Raw genomic sequence first — 19971 nt, forward strand, 5'->3', positions numbered from 1 at the left:
TTAGGTTATACCAATCGTATTAAGTTACTGACCATTTATAACGCAGTTAGCGCTTTATTTAACTCGCTAGAATAGTTAAATATTTAAGTTGATTGGTATTACTTAGCTTGTGCGTCTAATGATTGGCCATTCACGTCTTTTGAATCATCACTCATTAAATATAAGTACGTTGGCATTAAGTCTTCAGGGCATGCCAGTTTATCTCTGTCTTCGCCCGGATAGACACTAGCACGCATTGCAGTATGAGTAGCACCTGGATTGATACAGTTAATACGAATATTGGTTTTACCTACTTCACACGCCCACGTTTGCATCATACCTTCAACAGCAAATTTAGAGATTGCGTATGCACCCCAAAATTCACGGCCTTGGCGGCCAACACCAGATGAAGTAAAGATAATCGATGCACTTGGTGATTTTCTCAGTACTGGGAACATGTATTTAGTGATCATTGCTTGAGCCGTGACATTAACTTTCATGATGTTGTCAAACGTTGATGAACAAAAATGCTCAAGTGGCCCTAATGAACCAATAATACCGGCATTATTAAGTAAGCCATCAAGTTTACCAAACTGCTGCTCTATCGTGACACCTAAGTCTCTAAAGTTTTGTTTTGTTGCACCTTTTAAATCCATCGGTACAATTGCAGGCTTTGGACCACTTAATGCGATGATTTCATCATAAACGGCTTCAAGCTTGCTGGTGGTTTTACCTAAAAGAATCACTGTTGCGCCATGCTTTGCATAAGTAAGTGCAGCAACTCGGCCGATGCCATCGCCGGCACCAGTAATTAAGATCACTTTGTCTTGCAGGGCATTTTCAGCCGCTTTGTAAGTTTGCATAAGAAAGGTCCAAAAGAATTTATTTCAATGATTTTAACATAGCAAAACACCAAGTTATCGAATTTATTGTAAAATAAGGTGGCGAAATTTGAAACTTTACGTTAACTTTAACTGGTCTAATGTCTTGTTAATAACCTAATTACATTATTTTAACTAATATTTATCTATCACGTTTAAGAATTTAGTAAAACATTAACTACACTTATTTATTTGAACACACTATAAAAATAAGATTTTGTGCGGAGCAAACAACATGAAAAAAATGCTACTCTCACTTGCAATTACAGCTGCTTTAGCTGGTTGCGGCGGCGGTGAAACATTAGAAGACGTTAAAAAAGAGACTCCAGCAGTGATCCCCGCTGCTACAGTGAAATTTGACCCTGCCAATGGGGTGATTTCAGTCCCCAATGACTTATTAATGAGCGGCACTAAAGATGGTACGCTGAATATTCCAGGTGAGCTAGATGCCAATGGCGTATCTATTAGCAGAGCTGCCTATGCAAATCCATCAATGGCATTAGGCGCACTGGATGGCTGGTCAAGCCAAGTACCATTTAAAATCGACTTAGCATTTCCACCAAGTATTAGTCTTGATGCAACCTCAGCCGGAACTCCTGGTGCTGTGCGGATATTTGAAGTTATTATGGGCGCAAGTCTTACCGATGCACAGTGCTCTGTGGCACCTGCTGGCGCAGCATGTAAGCTAGTAGGTGAACTTACCTTTGGTGTTGATTTTGTAACTAAAGGCAGTGGTGATGCAGTTGCCATTATTCCACTTAAACCATTTAAAGCCGGTAGCTCTTACATTAACGTTTTAACGACCAGTTTAAAGGATTCAGAAGGGCGTTCAATTAAGCCTTCATCAACGTATGGTTTAGTAAAACAAGAAACACCCTTAATTACACCGTCTCAACTTGCCTTGCAAGGTGCAGTTAATAGTTACGAAAATGTTGTTACTTCAGGCGGTGCAATTAGTAAAGATGATATTATTTACTCTGCTGCTATGACGATTCAATCAGTAGGGCCTGTTCTTAGCACTATTAAGTCTCTTTTGGCTGCTAGTTTACAAAACCAAGCGTTGCCAAGGCCTGCAGTACAAGTACCAGAACAACCAATGTTAACCGTTGAGCAAGTGTTTGCTGCGAAAAATATTACAGGGCTTTCACCTGCTTTTGCTGGTGTGCAATATCAAAAAGGTAATGTAATGTTACCTATGTATTTATCAACCCCAACGGGTACTGCAATTACTGATTTAGCAGACACCTATTGGCAAGGCATGTGTGATAGTGCAGTAGCTGTACTTGGATATAAAGCGGCTGCAGGTGATGCTTTCCCAGCAGAACCTATAAGTGTTAATGACGGCACATGTGCTGCATTGAGTGAAGGGCGTTTACGTGATTTAGGTTTAGATACAACTAAACATTTAACTAAATATAACTCAATACCTAAAGTACAGAGTATGGCAGATGTGCCAGTGCAAGTTACTAAACCTATTTTACCCGTTATTAATATGATTAGAGCACAAATAGGGATGGGCGAACTAACAATGCCAGCTGAGGGTTGGCCTGTTGTAATTTTACAACACGGTATTACAACACAAAAAGAGTCGATGCTAGCATTGACTGCAAGCTTAGCTGTACAAGGTTTTGCGACAGTAGCAATTGACCACCCAGTGCATGGCGAGCGTGGCATAGATGTTGATGGCGATGGTGAAGATGATTTTAATGCAACCACAGGTTCTGTGCTTGCATATATGAATCTACAGTCGTTGCTTGTAGCACGTGATAACTTAAGACAATCAGCGGCAGATTTATTGGGCTTACGTTTAGGCTTAAACTTTGTTAATGATGAATCTCTTAACACGCAAGATGTAACATACATTGGTCACTCGTTAGGCTCAATTGTCGCGCCTGCATTTGTTACACAAACAAATACACCATTGGCACCACAAGTAGATCCTTTATTTAAAGTGAACACAGTTGCTTTAGCAAGCGGCGGCGGCGGTATCGCTAGCTTCTTGCTTGAGTCCGCAAGCTTTGGTCCATTTGTACAAGGTTCTGTGTTACTTTCAGCGGATACTGCTGAGTCTGCTGAATTTGCTGCGTACACACAAGGCCCTGCAATTTCAAACTGTGGTGAAGCCGATTATAGTCGTGCATTTACTTCATGTGCATACAAAGAATTTACTGCTGCGTTAACGGTAGCGGGTGAAACGACTAAAATAGCAAATATACAAGGTGTTATGACGCAATTTGCATTTGCTTCACAAACAGCCCTAGATAGTGGTGATCCAACAAACTATGCAAGCTCCATTGCGGCGCTTGGCACACCTATTTACATGAATGTGGTTGTGGGTGATGGCGCGCTTAACAAAGCTGATCAAGTAATTCCACCGATGACTGTGAATAACCCTATTGCAGGTTCGCTTCCTTTAGCGCGTCTAATGGGCTTAACGACGGTCGCTCAGTCGCAGCCACTAACTGAGGCACCTATGAGCTACGTTGTTAAGTTTACTAAAGGGCATCATGGTTCAGTATTGACGCCAGCCCCAGATGTAGGCGCAGGGTCAAATGCACAAGACAGCGCAGCAACAACCACCGAGATGCAGTTACAAATAGCATCTTACTTAGCAACACGCGGAAGAGCGTTATCAATTGCTAATACAGAGATTGTTACTGACTAAGTTTTTGTAGTTAAGTAAACCAAAAGCCACTGAAATGTGGCTTTTTTGTGTTTGAATGGTAAGTTAGCGCGAGTTCGGTTAAATTGATGCAAATTTTTATTTGGAGAATAGAATTGGAATTTCTTTATGAGTACGGCATTTTTCTTGCCAAAACAGTGACCCTGGTTATCGCAATTGCCGCTGTGGTAATAATTTTTGTGGGGGCTGCAGTAAAACCCAAAGTAAAAAAAGGCGAAATTGATATAGAGGATATATCAGAGCAATTAGAGGATTTAAAACATAGCTTTTTAGAGCACACATTATCGGGTAAAGCGTTAAAAGCATTTCATAAAACGCAAAAAGCCGACGCTAAAAAAGCAGCTGCAAATGAAGAGACCAAGCCTCGATTATACGTAATTGATTTTAATGGCAGTGTTGATGCTAATGAAGTGGATAGTTTACGTGAAGAAATCACGGCAATCGTTGCTATTGCAGATGCAACTAAAGATAAAGTGCTAATTCGCCTTGAAAGTGGTGGTGGTGTTGTTCATGGTTATGGCTTGGCTGCATCGCAATTACAACGTCTTAAAAATAAAGGCATACACTTAACCGTAGCAATAGATAAAGTGGCAGCCAGTGGCGGTTATATGATGGCATGTGTTGCAGATGAGATAGTTGCAGCACCTTTTGCTATTGTTGGATCTATTGGTGTGATTGCGCAGATCCCAAATTTTAATAAAATATTGAAGAAAAATGATGTTGATTTTGAGCAAATAACAGCAGGCGAATTTAAGCGTACATTGACCTTATTTGGTGAAAATACGGATAAAGCGCGCGATAAATTTAAAGAGGAAATAGAGCAAACACATGGCTTATTTAAGCAGTTTGTTAGTTCGCAGCGCCCGTCACTGGATATTGATCTTGTTGCAACCGGGGAACATTGGTTTGCAACGCAAGCACTTGATAAAGGCTTGGTAGATACGATTGAAACAAGTGATGATACTTTATTAAAATATCAGGATGAGCGTCAAATTTATAAAGTAAAATACAAAGTTAAAAAGACACTCAGTGATAAACTTGCTATAGGTTTTAGTGGGGGTATTAATAAAGCGGGGGTATCCATTTACTCGCGTTTTAAAAGTTTAAACCCGTAGGTTAACCTAATAAAAAACCCGCAGTTAAGCGGGTTTTTTAGTGTTGAAAGTAAAAGTATTATTCAGCTGATTTATGGTAATCCTCTAAATCTTTAGCTGCGTTAGGGTCATTAAAGATCTTTTCATCTAATTGACCTTCTGATTTAGCAACGACGCACGTCACCATACAATCACCCGTAACATTGACCGCTGTACGTGTCATATCAAGTAATCTATCAACACCAATGATAATAGCGATACCTTCAACAGGTAAGCCAACTTGGTTAAGTACCATTGCAAGCATTATCAAACCAACGCCTGGCACGCCTGCGGTACCTACAGATGCAAGAGTTGCAGTTAGAATAACCATTAGGTAATCAGAAATAGTTAAATCAACACTAAATACCTGTGCAATAAAGACAGTCGCTACACCTTGCATAATGGCTGTGCCGTCCATGTTTATGGTGGCGCCTAACGGGATGGTAAAAGAGGCTACAGAGTTATTTGCTCCTAATTTCTTAGTTGCTGTCTCTAATGTAATTGGCATCGTAGCGCTTGAGCTCGATGTACTAAATGCAAATAAACACGCGTGTTTCATTTTCTTTAAAAAGATAATTGGGTTTAGGCCCGTTAAAAATTTTAATAATAATGTGTAGTTTATAAATGCATGAATAAAAAGCGCTGCAACCACAACACCAAAGTATTTAGCTAAGCTAACGATTAAATTTAGCTCAATTGTGGTAAATAACTTGGCCATTAAACAAAATACACCATAAGGGGCGACGTTCATTAATAATGTAACCAACTTTAAAATCACAGTGTTTAGATCTTCAAAAACAGTTGCAACTCGCTTACCCGCCGAACCGCTAAGGGCCATTGCAATACCAAATAACAATGCAAACACAATAACCTGTAGCATATTACCGCTGGCCATGGCATCAATTGGGTTGGTTGGAAACATACCAATGATCACTTGAGCGAGTGTAGGGGCTTCTTTTGCGCTGTAAGTCGCTTCTGAAGGTAAGTTTATTCCTTCACCTGGGTTTACTAATAAAGCCAAGCTAATTGCAACCGTTATTGCAATTGCAGTGGTCAGTAGATAAAGGCCGATAGATTTTCCGCCAAGGCGACCTAGTTTTTTAGGGTCACTTAAGCTGCATGTTCCACAAACGAGAGAGACAAATACTAAGGGGACGACCAACATCTTCAAACTGGCTATAAAAATTTGTCCACCAATATGAAATAAACCATCTACAAAAAAGCCCTTAATTGGCAAAGAGAATAACCCAAGAGGGATTAGATAATCGTCTTCGCCAGCTAAGATAGCCTGAAAAATAAAGCCTACAGCAACCCCCAGCAACATACCAATCATGATGCGGGTGGTTAAACTCATTGAACGGATTTTCGACATAGTAATAATCTATTTGTTATAAATTTTCCATAGCCTACCAGCATGCAAATTTTTATACAGAAAAAATCGATAAATATGAAAAAAAAGTGTGGATCAAAAAAACAACAAAAAAATAATAAAAGTTGTGATTTTAAATCTGAATATAGGTTAACATTGGGTAAATATTTCGAATTTTATAATCAATAACAAACGCTAGGGAGAGGTCAATGCCTTTAATGCGATGGCTCAGTGTTGTGCTATTCAGTTTTCTAATCACGGCTTGTGGTGGAGGTGGTTCACTTGAAAAGGATGGTGGTGATCTTGGTGGTGGTGGAACTACACCAGACACACCAACTTATACCGTTACAGTTCAAGGGTTTAATCAAGCAACGAATGAGCAATCAAACTCAGTAACTAAAGATGCACCGCTTTTTTTGCGTGCAACCGTTTTAAAAGATGGCGAAGTTGTTACGGGTAAACGTGTAACTTTTAGTCTTGCTGATGGAATCGGCTCATTAAAACCAACTTCTGGCAGTGCCTTGACTGATGGTGATGGTGTTGCGCAAATAGCGCTCGAATCCGGTTCAATTGTTGGAGCTGGCCAAGTGACAGCAACTTACATTGAAGACAGTACCTCGCATCAAGGTGTATTTGCTTTTACTTCATCAGGTGGTCAAGGCGATGATAACAGTGAAGAGAAATATACTCTAACAGTAGAGGGTTTTTCAAAATCAACAGCGGCAAAATCAAATTCTGTCACGAACATTGCACCACTAGAGCTACGCGCTACATTGTTAAATGAAGGCGAAGTGGTGAGTGGGCAGCGAGTGACGTTTAGCTTAGCTGATGATATTGGTTTATTAAATCCAACTTCGGGTAGTGCATTAACAGGTTCTGATGGTATTGCAAGAATAGAACTCACAGCAGGCTCAGTCGCTGGTGCTGGTATTGTTACTGCAAATTACTCTGTTGGCAATGTATCATATCAAGGTACTTTTGCTTTTACTTCATCAGGTGGCCAAGGCGATAACACGGGCGTTATAGGCACTGTGGCATTGGTTTTAAAAATAGTTGATCAAAATGGCCAACCTTTTTCGGAAAATAACCCGGTAAGCAAAGATAACAAAGGCGTAGTATCAGCGACATTAACCGATGATGACGTACCGGTTTCAGGGCAGTTAATCAGGTTTGTTTCTAAATATACGGGTAAAATCACCCCAGAATTGGGAACTGCTCTAACAAACTCTGAGGGCGTTGCAAAAGTAACTCTTAGCAGTGGTATTCTTAAAGGCGCCGGACAGGTTATTGCAAGCTATGAATCCGAAGATAATGGAACGGTCACCAAAACAATTGGCTTTGTATCAAGTGGTGATGATGCATCAGTTGATAAAGCAGTCGCGAATGTAGATATTAAATTATTATCAGGTTGTGTTGAAGGGTGGGATACAAATAGAAACACGATATCATTGGATTCAACCTACGCAACTTCTGGTTGTAAAGCTGTTAATAAATTTTCGTCTGATGAGTTAGTCGATATATTAGTAAAAGTGACAGATACAAGTTCTGGTGATGGTTTTGTAGGGATTATTACAGAAGTCACGACGGATTTAGGTCGTTTATTACCAGATTCAGGTAAGGCGCTTACTGATAACTTTGGCTTTGCAATATTAAAGCTTCAACCAGGCGCAAACAGTGGCGCAGGAGAAATAACTGCAACCTCTAAATCTGCGACTAGTCAAAAAGCCTTTGAAATTGCAACGGCAGAGTTAAATATCACGATTGATAACGGCTTATATAACAAGCTAGATGTTGATGGCAACCCAATTGTGGGAGAATTTGTGCCATTAGCTGCTGGGGCTACAACGGTTATTACTGTTGATATTTTTGATGCCAATGGAGCTCGTGTAGTTTCACCATTAGATGTAGAGTTTACATCTGGTTGTGTGCAAGCTGGCAAATCTATAATGGATCAAAAAACAACGAGTATCAGTGGTGTTGCAACAGCTACATATAGAACTGATGGCTGTAATGCGGCGCAAGGTGATACCGTGACAGCAACCGTTCTTACTGGTGGGGCTGCAGTAGTTAAATCGATTAATATCCCTGTATCGACAGCTCCTGTTGAATCTATTGAGTTTATAGATGCTACGCAATCTGTAATTGCACTTAAGGGGACTGGCGGACAAGGGCGCTCTGAGACATCGGAAGTTTCCTTTAAATTACTAGATAAAATTGGGAAAGCAGTACCGAGTAGTCGTATGGACTTTAGGCTAAGTTCAACAAATGGCGGCATTAGCTTATCCCATACTAGTGTATTTACTGATGCTGAAGGCTTAGCAAGAGTACAGGTCAATGCGGGCTTTGTACCAATGGCTGTTCGTGTGCAAGCTTGCTTTATTCCAAGCGATCAAATTCCAGCAAATCAAAATGATAATGTAACTTGTTGGCAAGAAGTTTTTCAAGAATGTGCTAAAGCTGTTGATATCCGAGATCCAAATGTATCATGTCCAATTGGTAATTTATCTTTACTTAGTCTTGATGAACAAGTAATCACAGTCTCTGATTTAGTCTCCATTAGCTCAGGTTTACCAGATGGAAATAGCTTTACCGCAGGTGCTGATACAATCAATATTGAAGCACTTGACTATATTGGAGATATTAATGAAATCTCAGTTTATCTAGCTGATCACTTTAATAATCCAGTACCTGATGGAACTGCCGTATATTTAACAACGGAAGGCGGTGCTGTAGGCACAATTGATGGCACAAGTTTTAATCCGCAGTTAGAGTGTCGTACAACTGATGGTGCATGCACCGCACAATGGCGTAGTCAAAATCCGAAGCCATTTACCGAAGCTAAATGGGGCAATAGAATTAATTCAATTAACCCTAAAACAGGTTCTATTAATTGCGACCCTTACTTTGGTGCTGCAGCGCCTTGTGTTGCCGGAATTTTAAATAACAGAACCAGTCCACTTGGCGTGCCATTGGGCGGACGAGTTACTGTGCTTGCTACAACTAAAGGTCAAGAATCATATATTGATATAAATGGTAATGGTCGTTTCGATACTAACGAATATTACAGTGGCTATGATTTACCAGAAGCATTTGTCGATCACAATGAAAACGGTATTTACGACGGTCTAGCAGCTATTTATGACCCTGTTACGGCACAAACTGTTAAAGATGCAAGTTTTTGTAATGAAGGGGATGTAAACGATCCATGTAGCCCATTAAATACCAACGGCGGACACCTAGAAGAGAGTTTTGATATAGACCTCAATGGTATGCACACGCTTGCTGATGGTAAATATAATGGTTTATTGTGCACTGAAGAAGCAACATCGCCTACTGATGGAGCAACATTTGAAAGTTTATGTACAAAAGATTTAATCGATGTACGTGATTCATTTGTAATCGTTATGTCGGGTAGTGCTGTATATAGCCGTTTTGTAGTTTTAAAAACAGAGTTACAAAACCAGTTTGTTAATGCATTAAACGCAGTTGAAGTAGATGCTGATGGAAATCCAATTCTAGACGGTAATGGCAATACAATTTTAACTTCTAATGCAGTTCAATTAGCGCTAGATATTGAAAGTTGTAATTCAATTTATGGTGAAGCGGGCGATGACACATCAGGTTTAGTCGTTGCTTTAGAGCCTACTGCAAACACAGCATATTGTGACCTTGGTACAATTGATTTATCGCCGAGCGAAAATAATGAATTGGCTGCATTGTCTTTTGAATTGTATTACTCAGATCGTTATAACAACCCGATACCGTCTAAAACGTCTGTTACCATTGGTGCAAATAATGGTAAATACAGTGGTATAGATGGGTTTGAAATGTTAGAAAGTAGCGCAACACGCGCACATGGTGTTGCATTATCGATTAGTCGTGAAACAGAGCCTAATAAAAGCAAAAGCGGCTTCTTAATGGTAGAATTTACCACGCCGAAAGGGGTTGAATCGATTGCAAGTTTGCCAATTCTAGACTTAGGTTAATTGTTTTGTAATGTGATTTAATAATAAATGCCAACCATAAGGTTGGCATTTTTGTTTCTATTCTATATATTCCACTGCAAATAGTTAAAAACACCAAATTGCCTAAATTAAGCACAACAATTGCTTAATTAATCATTAAAAACAGAAAAGTTTGTATTAAAAGCTTGTAACAATTGGTGTTTGTAGATATACCTATAAATATTCGCGCCTGTAAAAGGGCAAAACACATTTTAAATACTTGGTTAGAAATAGGCAACTATGGGCAAATCGCTAGTAATTGTAGAGTCTCCTGCTAAGGCTAAAACAATTAATAAATATTTAGGAAATGATTTTATCGTCAAGTCTAGTATTGGGCATGTACGAGATCTTCCTACCTCAGGTTCTGGCAAAACCAAAACTGCAGCTACAAAAACACCTGCGGAAGTGCGCAAAATGGCGCCTGAAGAAAAGGCCGCGTATAAAAAACAGCGTGATTATACTAACTTAGTTGCTCGAATGGGGATTGACCCTGACAAAGGCTGGCAGCCACATTACGAAGTATTACCGGGTAAAGAAAAAGTTGTTCAAGAATTACAAAAGCTCGCTGAAAATGCTGACCAAATCTATCTCGCAACGGATTTGGATAGAGAAGGGGAAGCAATTGCTTGGCACCTTCAAGAGATTATTGGCGGCGAGCCTGAGAAGTATAAACGTGTAGTATTCAATGAAATAACCAAAAATGCCATTCAGGCAGCTTTTGAGGCACCTGGAGAGCTAAACACCGACATGGTCTACGCCCAACAGACCCGTCGATTTTTAGACCGTGTAGTTGGTTTTATGGTGTCTCCATTGTTGTGGCAGAAAGTTGCTAGAGGCTTATCAGCAGGACGTGTTCAGTCTGTTGCGGTACGTTTACTGGTTGAACGTGAACGCGAAATTAAAGCATTTATCCCAGAAGAGTTCTGGGATATTCATGCAGATGTTAAAAATAGCGAATCAGCATTACGTTTAGAAGTATTTAAACAAGGTGATAAAGCGTTTAAGCCAGTTAGCGAAGCACAGGCGATGGCTGCGACTGCATCGCTAGAAAATGCTGAGTATAAAGTTGTAAGTGTTGAAGAGAAGCCAAGTAAGAGTCGTCCTAGTGCACCACTTATTACCTCAACAATGCAACAAGCTGCGAGTACACGCTTAGGTTATGGCGTTAAAAAGACGATGATGCTTGCCCAGCGTTTGTATGAAGCAGGTTATATCACCTATATGCGTACCGATTCGACGAATTTGTCGAAAGATGCAGTAGCAATGTGCCGTGATTACGTAATTGAGCAATTTGGTGATAAATACTTACCAAAAGAAGCAATAAATTACAGTTCTAAAGGCAATGCACAAGAAGCGCATGAGGCTATCCGACCTTCAAGCGTGAGTGTATTATCAGGCCACCTTGATGGTGTCGACCCAGATGCCAAAAAGCTTTATGAATTAATTTGGCGTCAATTTGTTGCTTGCCAAATGGTTCCTGCTGAATATGACTTAACAACATTAACCGTTGCAGCGAATGATTTTCAGCTTAGAGCGAAAGGCCGCGTACTACGCTTTGATGGTTGGACTAAAGTGCAACCTGCTATTCGTAAAAAGAATGAAGAAGATCAATCATTACCTGCGATTAAAGAAGGTGAAGTATTAAGCCTTGTTGAGCTTGATCCTAAGCAACACTTTACTAAGCCGCCAGCGCGTTTTAGTGAAGCGAGCCTAGTTAAAGAGCTTGAAAAGCGTGGCATTGGTCGTCCATCTACTTACGCGTCAATTATTTCAACGATTCAAGATCGTGGATATGTACGAGTTGAGAATCGCCGCTTTTTTGCAGAAAAAATGGGTGAGATTGTCACTGACCGTTTAGTTGAGAATTTTACTGACTTAATGAACTTCGATTTTACCGCGAAAATGGAAGGTCGTTTAGATGATATTGCTGAAGGTGAGCGCATCTGGACACAAGTACTTGATAAGTTTTATGCTGATTTTTCTACCCAACTGACTTTAGCCAGTGGCGAAGAAGATGAAGGTGGAATGCGTAAAAATGAAATGGTCGAAACCGATATTGACTGCCCAACGTGCGGCAGAAAAATGGGTATTCGCACAGCATCTACTGGTGTTTTCCTCGGGTGTACAGGTTATAACTTACCACCAAAAGAACGCTGTACGACCACTATGAACTTAGTGTCGGGTGATGAAGCGGTCGCTGCAGATGTTGAAGATGTTGAAACTGAAACATTAATGCAAATGAAGCGTTGCCCAATTTGTGAAACGGCAATGGATTCATACCTGATTGATGAAACACGCAAATTGCATGTTTGTGGTAATAACCCAGGTTGTAAAGGGCATATAGTCGAGCAGGGAACCTTTAAAATTAAAGGTTATGATGGGCCTATTATTGAGTGCGATAAATGCTCATCTGATATGCAGCTTAAATCAGGACGTTTTGGAAAATACTTTGGTTGTAGTAATGACGAGTGTAAAAACACACGTAAATTACTGCGTAGTGGAGAAGCTGCGCCACCAAAAGAAGATCCCGTACAACTGCCTGAACTAGAATGTGAAAAATCAGAAGCATACTTTGTACTGCGAGATGGGGCTGCAGGTATTTTCTTAGCGGCAAATACGTTCCCTAAATCGCGAGAAACACGTGCACCAAAGGTCGAAGAGTTACATCGTTTTAGAGATCGTATTTCACCTAAGTTCTATTATCTAGCAGATGCACCAGCAAAAGATCCAGATGGTAACTTAGCTGTTGTACGCTATAGCAGAAAGAATAAAGAACAGTATGTAATGACTGAGGTTGAAGGTAAAGCAACTGGTTGGACTGCACATTATAACGCTGGAAAGTGGGTTGAAGAGGCAAAGAAAAAAGCCGCACCTAAAAAGAAAGCAGCAGCTAAAAAACCAGCCGCCAAAAAAGCGGTTGCAAAAAAAGCACCTGCTAAAGTGAAAAAAGACGCAGAGTAAAATGTATGTAGCGAGTGTTTAAATCAAGTACTCGTTAAACGCAAAAAAACCGGAACGCACACCCTTGTGCCGATTCCGGTTTTTTTATGTCAAATTAATGTGCAATGGCAATGTGACGATTAAATTTTTACATCAGTGACTTTGTTATAGCCTTCTGCTTCAAGTTCATCATTTACGCATTTTAAAACGTATGGTTTCAGCTCATCATTACTGATATCGTCGTCTTTAGCCCAGTTTAAACACATTTCTGTGTATTCTTTAATTGTTTCGGCTGAAGCGTCAACAGCATCGTCAGCAACAGCAAAAGTTGCAGAAACCGCAAATAATGGCGCTACCATAAGCGCTAGCAATGCTTTTTTCATTCGTTTAATCCTAAAAATGTAGTGACGATTGTTTTTGAACATTCAAAAACAAGAGTTAACCAATCAAGCAGCATGCTGTTGGTAAGTTGATTTTCAAACTAAATGAGAATAAAAGATAACGAAATATTTTTATCGTTAGGATGAAAAAGCTAACACAAAAATCAGCTGCTGATGTAGATAAGTATTTGTATCGAGCTAGAAACTCAGATAGAGTCGGGTTTTTATAAATTGATGAGTACTATGGATAATCCCAACCCAAATAAAATCCCACGCCAAGCAGGTAAAGCTGAACATCTTCTTGAAACGTTGATATTTCGTGGCCGCTGGTTATTGGCTCCATTTTTTGTTGGTTTACTCTTTGCTGTAATTTTATTGCTCATTAAATTTTTCAAATTACTGTATTTAATGGGTGTATCAACATTCACAGCAACAAGCCAAGAATTGTTAGTGGGTATTTTAACCTTAGTTGATACGGCATTATTAGCGGGGTTACTATTGATCATTACCTTCAGTGGTTATGAAAACTTTGTATCGAAGTTAAATATTGAAAACCATGAAGACCGCCCTGCATGGATGGGGAAAGTTGGTTTTTCTGGTTTGAAGATGAAATTAATCAGTGCGATTGTCGCTATTTCAGCTGTTGAGCTCCTTAAAGTTTTTATAATTTCGTCAACCTACACCAGCGAACAACTTATGTTAAAGGTATTAATACATGTGACATTCGTGGTCTCAGGTGTATTGTTTGCTCTGACCGACTATATAAATAGTAAAACTCATAGCCATTAACGAAGAGTATGGTTAGACAGGCTGCTTATTAACAGCCTGTCTAGGGTCTTATGTGGAGTACTGCAAATATCAAAAAGAAAAGTATCAAAAAGAAAAAGTTAAAATAAATTAGACCTTAGATTATTTAAAAATAGCTGACCACATTGCTTTTAAACTAGGTTCTTTACCGTACATATTCATCCCCATTTTGAAAATACGAGCGGCAACTATTCGCAAGTAATAAAAACAGCCAATGCTAAGTACGAGTGAGAGCAGAGGTTGCCACAGTGGTAAATCAACTAGCGACATACGTACAGGCATAACAGCAAAAGCAGTGATTGGTAAATAACTTAATATCACTGTCAGTATGCTATTCGGGGCGTCCATTACAAAAAAGGCGATTACAATAGGTGCAATAGGCAGCATCATTAATGCACTTTTACTACTGTGGTTAGGATCGTCTATCCCAGCGGCAATTGCCGCCATAAAGGCCGCGCAAATAGCAAGACCAGCAATCGCAAAGGCAAAAAACCATGGCAATAACGCCCAATTCACAAAGTGCAGATCAATCGCTTGTTGTTTTATCACCACAGTAAAAAATAGCATTGAAAGTACAATGGATAGCAAAGTGCCGACCATTGTTTTTACGGCTAATAATATTTGCCCTGTTAATTTACCGTCAATCCATGTTTGCGGTGTCATGGTTGCCATAATTTGTTCTGTAACGCGGTTCTGTTTTTCACCAGTGATACTCACAAAAAGCTGGCCAAACACACCAAACATCGCTATAAAAAGCAAAATTAATACACCAAACGCAGTGTAAGTTTGACTTTTATCTGCTTGGTTTTTTAGTAACTCATCTAAAACCTGGTGCTCTATAAGTACTTGTGTGCGTAAACCTAGTTGTTGCTCTTGAGTTAAATTGAGTTTATTAAATTGCGCATGCTGTAGCTCAGTGCTTAATAAACTGCTTAGTTGTAATTGCCAGCTTGCTTTTTCTGCGGTGATAAGTGAGACCCGCCCATCAGGTGAGTTAAAACGAATAACGGCATCATACTCTTTAGTTTCATTTAAGTTTTTGATCACATCATCAAGATCGTTCACGGGTATAAAGTTAAAGTTGCTCTGTTGGCTATTGCCCGCATTGAGAGTGAAATCGGTATCAGTTGCGATAGTGTAACTTTGTTCAAGTTGCTGATTATTTGCTGCAAAGAAATAAATAACGCCAGCGATGACAAGCATGATCAGTTTTGAAATAATTTCTTGTTTTAATTTAAAAAAGTGCAAAAACTCCCATTTTGCCACGGTCCAAATTTGGGTGTTTTTTAATGACTGTGCTTTCATAGTTGAGCTCCTTGCTTTAACTTTTTATTATGCTCAGAGACGGCATTTAGATAAAGGCTGTGTAATGACTGGGCCTGATTTTTTAATTCAACTATATCGCCGAGTACTAATAACGACGGCAAAAGAGTGTTCAGTGATTGCTCTTCTAAAAGGGTGATTTGCAATTGTTGTGCTTTTATTTGTTCAACACTGTACTTATCTTTTAGTTCATTTACCGCTAATTCATCAAGCGGCTCAGCAAACTGTACTTTTATAACCCTTGCTTGTTGCGTGGTTAAAATGTTGGTTAAATCACCATATAACACGCTTTGGCCTTGGTTGAGTAATAAAACCCGATCCGCAAGCTTTTCAACCATCGCCATTTGATGCGCACTTAAAATAACGGTCATACCTTGTTGCTTTAATTGCGCTAAAAATTCGACCACCAACTCTTGATTGATAGGGTCTAATCCAGAAAATGGTTCATCTAAAATAACCCATTTTGGCTCATGTAAAATAGCGCTGATGAGCTGAACTTTTTGCTGATTACCTTTAGAAAGAGACTTTAATGGATCATTAATACGTGATGATAAGCTAAATTTATCTAACCAATATTCACAGCGTTTATTAAAGTCATTATTTGATACACCATGGAGACTTGCAAAAAATTGTAAATTTTGTTTGAGTGTTTTTTCAGGATAAAGACCGCGATCCTCAGGTAAATAGCCAAGTAGGTGGGCAGGGATTTGACTATAGCTTTGAGAGCCATCAATTAATTTAATACAGCCACTATCAGCGTGTGTAAATCCGACGAGCATTTTTACTAACGATGATTTACCGGCTCCGTTAGGGCCTAACAATGCAAATATTTCACCTTGATTTACCTCAAAGGATAAATTATTTACCGCGGTCACTGTGTGATAGTGTTTGTTAAGTTGTTGAACCTGAAGTGACATATGATCCCTCTATTTTTGTTGTTTTAACTAGTTTAAATGTTTGTACTGGCCGATGTAATTATTTGTTAAATAATTAATGTAACTAAAGATGTAAATTTGCCATAATGCTCGCGATATTTCACGAATTTGGTGTGCAATGATAAAGCAATTTTTAAATGATCCTACATTACTTCTCAATGCGGTAGGTGAAGGCATATATGGTTTTGATCTCAGTGGCAATGCCGTGTTTATAAACCCAGCTGCAGAGAGAATGACAGGCTGGCAAGCCGCTGAGCTACTAGGGAAAAAAATACATCAATATCATCATCACAGTCACGCTGACGGGCGGCCTTACCCCGCGGATGAATGCCAAATATATTGCACCATGTTTGATGGTAAACACCGCCATGTAAAGGATGAAGTTTTTTGGCGTAAAGATGGCAGTAATTTTCCGGTTGAATACACGTCAACACCGGTTTATAAAAATGACCAACTGATTGGTGCGGTCGCGATATTTCGTGATGTATCCAAGCAGCATCAAACCGAACACGCGCTACGTCAAGCGTTAACCCAAGTTAAAGATTTAAGTGAGCAACTTAAAGACGAAAATAATTACTTAATTGCACAGCTTAACGAAGATTGGCAAGATTCTGGATTAGTTGGACACAGTCATATTTTTCAAAACATGCTTGAACAAATTAAACTTGTAGCGCAAACCACTAGTACAGTGCTGATTTTAGGTGAAAATGGCACTGGTAAAGAGCTTGTTGCGCGTAACTTACATCGCCTCAGCGAACGCTCAAACCAGTCGTTTATAAAGGTTAACTGCGCAGCATTTACACCAAGTTTGCTCGAATCAGAGTTATTCGGACATGAAAAAGGGGCTTTTACAGGCGCAAATGAGCGTCGTAAAGGGCGATTTGAGTTGGCAGATAAAGGGACTTTATTTTTAGACGAAATAGGGGAGTTACCGCCCGAAGCGCAAAGTAAATTACTGCGCGTATTACAAGAGCATGAATTCGAACGGGTAGGCTCTAGCCATACAATTAAAGTTGATATTCGCATTGTCGCAGCAACCAATCGCGATCTTTGGCAAATGGTACAGCAAGGTGCGTTTAGAATGGATCTTTATTATCGTTTAAATGTATTCCCAATTAAAGTGCCTGCATTAAAAGAGCGCAAAGAAGATATTCCATTATTATGTACCAACTTAATTGCGCAATTGAATAAACGCCTTGGTAAGCAACTGAAGGGGTTAAGTAAAAAAGCTATTAGCCAGCTGCAAGCTTATGATTGGCCAGGTAATATTCGTGAGCTACAAAATGTACTCGAACGTGAAGCTATTCTTAGCAAACAGCCTATTTTACATTTAAGTCAACCTTTGAGCATGCCACCGAACACGGCATTTAACATCAGCTTAACCCTCGATGAGGCACAAAAGAGTCATATAGTGTCTGTACTTGAACTATCAAATTGGAAGATATCAGGTGCACACGGAGCAGCTACTAAGCTTGGGCTACATGAAAGTACGTTACGATCTAAAATGAGAAAATTGGGAATTGAAAGGGATTCGTGATATTTAACGTTTTTCGTTTTATTTAACGAGTTAAAAACTAGCCATTTAAATTTAAACCAATAATATCATGAGCTTAAATTAAGTTTCAGTTTGGTCTGAAAGTTGCAAATACTTGCTTAGTCACCGTCACCATGAAGTAAGTATTATGAAGTTTGATATTAAAGAAGAAGATATGATCATCAAGCCCTACAAAAATGAAGGGCCAATTTATATTCGTGAGCAAAAAGGGTTTTTCCAACGTATTCGCCGCCACCTTGGCTGGCTGTTGATGCTCACGTTTATTGCTATTCCGTGGATCCCTTACAATGGGCAACAGGCGGTTTTATTCGATGTAGCAACACAAAAGTTTACCATTTTTGGTTTAACGCTCTTACCTCAAGACTTTATGATATTAGCGCTGCTATTTATGGTTGCAGCGTTTGCGTTGTTTTTTGTAACTAATTGGTTAGGAAGAGTTTGGTGTGGTTACACATGCCCGCAAACTATTTGGATGTTGTTATTTTCTTGGGTTGAAGAACGAATTGAAGGCAGCCGAAATCAACGAATTCAGCTTGATAAAGCGCCTTGGGGGGTCACTAAAACACGTAAAAAAATAACCAAACACAGCGCATGGTTAGTTATTTCAGTGCTCACAGCAACGTCGTTTATGGCTTACTTTATACCAGCAAAAACACTTTACGCTGACATGTTCTTTTTTGAATGGTCAGGTATTACTAGTTTTTGGGTTTTTCTGTTTGCATTTTGCACCTATGGTAATGCAGGCTTTTTACGTGAAAAAATGTGTACAGTTGCGTGCCCTTATTCGCGTTTTCAATCAGTTATGTTTGACAAAGATACACTTGTCGTCACTTATGATAACGAGCGTGGTGAAAGCCGTGGACCGCGCAAACGTAAAGTTGACCCAAAAACTGTTGGCCTAGGAGATTGTGTTGACTGTAACTTATGTGTAGAAGTGTGCCCAGCCGGTATTGATATTCGAAATGGCTTGCAATATGAATGCATTAATTGTGGTTTATGTATTGACGCTTGCGACGATACGATGACTAAATTCGGATATCAAAAAGGTTTGATCAAATACGCCAGCGAGCAACAAATGGCAGGAAAACACACAAATCCATTTAGGTTAAAATTGATAGGTTACGGCGCTTTAACTGCACTGTTAACGCTTGCTATGGTGGCATGGTTAGCGCAAAGAACCCCCATAGAAGCATCGGTATTACGTGATCGTAACGCTTTATACCGAGTTAACTATGAAGGACTGGTTGAAAACCCATACACGCTAACAATTATTAATAAAACACAGCAACCACTTCATTATACAATTGATTTAAAAGGGTTTGATATTGCAAAATTACAAAGCCCTGCGTTGATACTCGTTGAACCAGGCTTACTTAAACGTGTGCCGGTAACTATAATTGCAGATGGCTACGATGTAGATAAAAAAGTTACTAAATTAGAGTTTGTAATTACAGCGAAGGAAGATCCAAGTATTACCATTACAACACCAAGCTTATTTTACCGCAATTAAATATGTGGATTGCTAACGTAGTTTATTTATCAACACGTTAGCAACTTCAATTGTTCATTTATATGTTCTTTAGCCTGATATAAATCAGTAAACAAACGACTTTTAATATCAATCATCAAGCCTGCATTATTCATAATACGTTGCATTTGATTAACCACTAAAGACGAGCCTAAAATATAGGCGCTAGCAATACAGTTACTCTGCATCATTTGTTTTGCTAAATGTGTAAATTGTTCCTCAGCCTCAGGCGTTGCTGCACATGCCGTGTATGAGTTACTGATATACGCCCAAGGTCTTCCTGCAAAAGGTTTAATGTGTTCAAAAATGCTGTTACTAAATTGATAGACTAGGTTTGCGTTAATATTGCCGTGAAAATGTCCGATAATAATGCTGTGATCACGTTCTAAAACGACTCTACCGTATTTGTTTTTAAATTCCATTTGCTTCCTTGTAAAAATAAAAGAGCGTGAAT

The 19971-nt window shown here is 39.4% G+C and carries 13 protein-coding genes; 7 read left to right on the forward strand and 6 right to left on the reverse strand.

The window, feature by feature from the left end:
* Positions 1-98: 98 nt before the first annotated feature.
* Positions 99-842 carry a YciK family oxidoreductase gene (locus tag A7967_RS19065; RefSeq protein WP_054206530.1) on the reverse strand — a complete coding sequence of 248 codons (744 nt, stop codon included), beginning with the start codon at positions 840-842 and terminating at the stop codon, positions 99-101.
* A 253-nt stretch (positions 843-1095) separates the two neighbouring features.
* On the opposite strand from A7967_RS19065, the gene A7967_RS19070 reads away from it, so the two are divergent.
* Both A7967_RS19070 and sohB read left to right on the forward strand, forming a co-directional pair.
* Positions 1096-3525: a VolA/Pla-1 family phospholipase gene (locus A7967_RS19070; protein ID WP_054206531.1), complete on the forward strand. Its 2430-nt coding sequence runs from the start codon at positions 1096-1098 to the stop codon at positions 3523-3525.
* Between the two features lie 113 nt (positions 3526-3638).
* On the forward strand, positions 3639-4658 hold the full coding sequence (gene sohB / locus A7967_RS19075) for a protease SohB (RefSeq protein ID WP_054206532.1): 1020 nt from the start codon (positions 3639-3641) through the stop codon (positions 4656-4658).
* Between the two features lie 58 nt (positions 4659-4716).
* Here the strand turns inward: sohB and A7967_RS19080 are convergent, their stop codons facing one another.
* Complete coding sequence (locus A7967_RS19080; RefSeq protein ID WP_054206533.1) at positions 4717-6048, reverse strand: dicarboxylate/amino acid:cation symporter; 1332 nt, start codon at positions 6046-6048, stop codon at positions 4717-4719.
* Positions 6049-6254: 206 nt separating this feature from the next.
* On the opposite strand from A7967_RS19080, the gene A7967_RS19085 reads away from it, so the two are divergent.
* Positions 6255-10031 (forward strand): Ig-like domain-containing protein, encoded by a 3777-nt coding sequence (locus A7967_RS19085; RefSeq protein ID WP_054206534.1) that lies wholly within the window; start codon positions 6255-6257, stop codon positions 10029-10031.
* A gap of 258 nt (positions 10032-10289) precedes the next feature.
* Positions 10290-13010, forward strand: a complete 2721-nt coding sequence (gene topA, locus A7967_RS19090; RefSeq protein WP_054206535.1) for a type I DNA topoisomerase — start codon at positions 10290-10292, stop codon at positions 13008-13010.
* A 119-nt stretch (positions 13011-13129) separates the two neighbouring features.
* On the opposite strand, the gene A7967_RS19095 is transcribed toward topA, so the two are convergent.
* On the reverse strand, positions 13130-13372 hold the full coding sequence (locus tag A7967_RS19095) for a hypothetical protein (protein WP_054206536.1): 243 nt from the start codon (positions 13370-13372) through the stop codon (positions 13130-13132).
* A gap of 240 nt (positions 13373-13612) precedes the next feature.
* On the opposite strand from A7967_RS19095, the gene A7967_RS19100 reads away from it, so the two are divergent.
* Entirely contained in the window at positions 13613-14158 is a 546-nt protein-coding gene (locus tag A7967_RS19100; protein ID WP_054206537.1) for a TIGR00645 family protein, read from the forward strand.
* A gap of 120 nt (positions 14159-14278) precedes the next feature.
* Here A7967_RS19100 and A7967_RS19105 read toward each other — a convergent pair whose 3' ends face one another.
* Both A7967_RS19105 and A7967_RS19110 read right to left on the reverse strand, forming a co-directional pair.
* A complete protein-coding gene (locus A7967_RS19105; RefSeq protein WP_054206538.1) occupies positions 14279-15481 on the reverse strand; it encodes an ABC transporter permease in 1203 nt (400 codons plus the stop codon).
* Positions 15478-16416: an ABC transporter ATP-binding protein gene (locus tag A7967_RS19110; protein ID WP_054206539.1), complete on the reverse strand. Its 939-nt coding sequence runs from the start codon at positions 16414-16416 to the stop codon at positions 15478-15480. Before A7967_RS19110 ends, A7967_RS19105 begins: the two co-directional genes overlap by 4 nt.
* A 136-nt stretch (positions 16417-16552) precedes the next feature.
* Between A7967_RS19110 and A7967_RS19115 the strand changes: the two genes are divergently transcribed.
* On the forward strand, positions 16553-17971 hold the full coding sequence (locus A7967_RS19115; RefSeq protein ID WP_054206540.1) for a sigma-54 interaction domain-containing protein: 1419 nt from the start codon (positions 16553-16555) through the stop codon (positions 17969-17971).
* A 145-nt stretch (positions 17972-18116) separates the two neighbouring features.
* A complete protein-coding gene (gene ccoG / locus A7967_RS19120; protein ID WP_054206541.1) occupies positions 18117-19499 on the forward strand; it encodes a cytochrome c oxidase accessory protein CcoG in 1383 nt (460 codons plus the stop codon).
* A gap of 29 nt (positions 19500-19528) precedes the next feature.
* Here ccoG and A7967_RS19125 read toward each other — a convergent pair whose 3' ends face one another.
* Positions 19529-19939, reverse strand: a complete 411-nt coding sequence (locus A7967_RS19125; RefSeq protein WP_054206542.1) for a hypothetical protein — start codon at positions 19937-19939, stop codon at positions 19529-19531.
* Positions 19940-19971 lie beyond the last annotated feature (32 nt).

This window comes from Pseudoalteromonas neustonica (assembly GCF_001653135.1).
Taxonomy (GTDB): Bacteria; Pseudomonadota; Gammaproteobacteria; order Enterobacterales; family Alteromonadaceae; genus Pseudoalteromonas; species Pseudoalteromonas neustonica.